At 66.9% G+C, this 2,910-nt stretch carries 4 protein-coding genes; 3 read left to right on the top strand and 1 reads right to left on the bottom strand.

Annotated elements, in window-relative coordinates:
- From DYI24_RS24470 to DYI24_RS24460, 3 genes are all read left to right on the top strand, one after another.
- On the top strand, window positions 1–486 hold a 486-nt coding region (locus tag DYI24_RS24470), incomplete at its 5' end, for an NAD(P)H-dependent glycerol-3-phosphate dehydrogenase (RefSeq protein ID WP_349627815.1).
- Window positions 487–488: 2 nt separating this feature from the next.
- Window positions 489–902: an EVE domain-containing protein gene (locus DYI24_RS24465; RefSeq protein ID WP_164574167.1), complete on the top strand. Its 414-nt coding sequence runs from the start codon at window positions 489–491 to the stop codon at window positions 900–902.
- 183 nt (window positions 903–1,085) lie between these two features.
- A complete protein-coding gene (locus DYI24_RS24460; RefSeq protein ID WP_164574166.1) occupies window positions 1,086–1,748 on the top strand; it encodes a class I SAM-dependent methyltransferase in 663 nt (220 codons plus the stop codon).
- A gap of 9 nt (window positions 1,749–1,757) precedes the next feature.
- Here the strand turns inward: DYI24_RS24460 and mtaB are convergent.
- A partial coding sequence (mtaB, locus tag DYI24_RS24455; protein ID WP_164574165.1) for a tRNA (N(6)-L-threonylcarbamoyladenosine(37)-C(2))-methylthiotransferase MtaB occupies window positions 1,758–2,910 on the bottom strand: 1,153 nt, incomplete at its 5' end.

The raw sequence follows: 2,910 nt of genomic DNA, 5'->3' as shown, positions 1-2,910 counted from the left end.
TCCGGCAGCTTCCGCCCGTATCATTCGACCGATGTGCGCGGCGTCGAACTCGGCGGCGCGACCAAGAACGTGCTGGCGATCGCTGCAGGCATCGTCGAGGGCCGCCAGCTTGGCGCGTCCGCGCTGGCGGCGATGACCACGCGCGGTTTCGTCGAGCTGGTGCGGTTCGGCAAGGCCTATGGGGCGCGAATCGAAACCATGCACGGCCTCTCGGGTCTCGGCGATCTGACGATGTGCTGCTCGACGCCGCAGTCGCGCAATTTCTCGTTCGGCATGGCGCTCGGCCGCGGCGAGCAGATCGAGACCGCCGCGCACGGCAAGCTCGCCGAAGGCTACTACACCGCGCCGGTGCTGCTGGAGATGGCGCAGGCCAAGGACATCGACATGCCGATCTCGACCGCGGTGGCGGCGGTGCTCGGCGGCAAGCTCAGCGTCGATGCCGCGATCGAAGGGCTGCTGACGCGGCCGCTCAAGGCGGAGGAATAGACGTGGCGTATTGGCTGGTGAAATCCGAGCCGTCGGTGTGGTCGTGGGACCAGCAGGTCGCCAAGGGCGCCGAGGGCGAAGCCTGGACCGGCGTGCGCAATCACTCCGCCAAGCTGCACATGGTGGCGATGCGGCGCGGCGACCGCGCGTTCTACTATCACTCCAACGAAGGCAAAGAGATCGTCGGCATCGCCGAGATCATCCGCGAGGCTTACCCGGATCCGACCGATGCCAGCGGCAAATTCGTCTGCGTCGATATCAAGGCCGAGAAGCCCTTGAAGACGCCGGTGCCCCTCGCCGCCATCAAGGCCGAGCCCCGCCTCGCCGAAATGGCGCTGCTGAAATACTCGCGCCTGTCAGTGCAGCCGGTCACCGCCGAGGAATGGAAACTGGTCTGCAAGATGGGCGGGCTGTAGCCCCAAGGTGCCCTGACTATTGTGACGTCATCCCCCGCGGATGCGGGGGATCGAGTATTCCAGAGCGTTCGCGATCGACCTCGGGCTCTCTTCCGATACTGGATCGCCCGCCTGCGCGGGCGATGACGTGGCTGGCTTAGAGCAACGCTTTACATCTCTCCGCCGCTCGCCCATCACCGCGCGATGAGCAGCTCCGCCATTACCGATCCCATCGCCTTCATCCATGCCAATACCCGGCTGCGCGCGGTGCCGCTGGTGCCGGAGGTGATGCTGCATGTCGCCGACGAGGCGCTGCCGCTGTGGAGCAAGACTGAAGAAGAGCTTGGTGAAGCGGGGTTGCCGCCGCCGTTCTGGGCGTTCGCCTGGGCCGGCGGGCAGGCGCTGGCGCGCTATGTGCTGGATCATCCGCAGGACGTCGCCGGCAAAGAGGTGATCGATCTCGCTTCCGGCTCCGGGCTGGTGGCGATCGCAGCAATGAAAGCCGGGGCGCGCAAGGTCACTGCATTCGATATCGATGGGTTTGCCCGCGAGGCGATCCTGGTGAATGCCGCGGCCAATGGCGTCGTGATCGAGGTCTGCGGCGACGATCTGCTCGCGGGGCCGCATCCGCTGCCGGCGCAGGCCGTGCTCGCCGGCGATATCTTCTATCAACAGGACATCGCCGGGCTTGCCGTCACCTTCCTGCAAGGCCGTGCAGCACAGGGCGCGCAGGTGCTGATCGGCGATCCAGGCCGCTACTATCTGCCGAAAGATCGACTCGTGCAGCTTGCGAGCTACGGCGTGCCGGTGACGCGCGAATTGGAAGATTCCGAAATCAAACACACCGGTGTGTGGACGCTGAAGTAATTGGCGCCGCTAGACGGTCAGCCGCGCGCCGTCGTGCCCGGTGATCCGCAGGGTCTGCACATCTCCGGGCGTCGCGCCTGCGATCGCGACCGGGAGGAAGTGTTCGGTACGGCCCTGTGTCGGGCTCTCGATCAGCACCGCGCGGGTCGCGCCGATCTCGGCGGCCAGCCGTCGCTGCAGCGCTGCTTCGCCGGCGGCACGCAACCGGGCGGCACGGTCGCGGATCACGCGGCCATCGAGCTGCGGCATCCGCGCCGCTGGCGTGCCGGGCCGCGGCGAATACGGAAACACATGCAGAAACGTCAGGCCGCATTCTTCGACCAGATCGAGCGAGCGCTGAAACATCTCGTCGGTCTCAGTCGGAAACCCGGCGATCAGATCGGCGCCGAGCGCGATGTCCGGCCGTAGCCGCCGGGCCTCCCTGCAGAACGCGACCGCGTCGGCGCGCGCATGCCGGCGCTTCATCCGTTTGAGGATCAGATCGTCGCCGGCCTGTAGCGACAGGTGCAGATGCGGCATCAGCCGCGGCTCGGTGGCGATCGCATCGATCAGCTCGCGATCGGCCTCAACCTGATCGATCGACGAGATCCGCAGCCGCTGCAACTCCGGCACGTGCCGTAACACTTTCTTAACCAGGGTGCCGAGCTTCGGCGTGCCCGGCAGGTCGGCGCCGTAGCTGGTGAGGTCGACCCCGGTCAGCACGATCTCGGCGTGGCCGCGCTCGGCCAATCGCCGCACCTGCTCGACCACTGCGCCGACCGGCACCGAGCGGGAATTCCCACGGCCATACGGGATGATGCAGAAGGTGCAGCGATGGTCGCAGCCGTTCTGCACCTGCACGAACACCCGCGGCAGTCCGCTCTGGTAACCGTCCAGCAGATGCGGCGCCATCTCGCGCACCGCCATGATGTCGGCGACCGCGATCTTCTGCTCGGTGTTGAGCCCGAAGCTCGGGCCGGCCTTAAGCGCGCCTTTGGCTGCCTGCCAGGCCTCGCTGCGGGTCTTGTCATCATTGCCGATTACCCGGTCGACTTCGGCCATCGCGGCGAATGTCGCCGGCTCGGTCTGAGCCGCGCATCCGGTAACGATGATCCGGGCCTCGGGGCGGGCGCGCTTCAGCTTGCGGATCTGCTGCCGCGCCTGGGCCACCGCCTCGTTGGTC

The sequence above is a fragment of the Rhodopseudomonas sp. BR0C11 genome, from assembly GCF_010820945.1.
In the GTDB taxonomy this organism is placed as follows: Bacteria; Pseudomonadota; Alphaproteobacteria; order Rhizobiales; family Xanthobacteraceae; genus Rhodopseudomonas; species Rhodopseudomonas palustris_H.
This window is presented reverse-complemented; position numbering and strand designations above follow the sequence as displayed.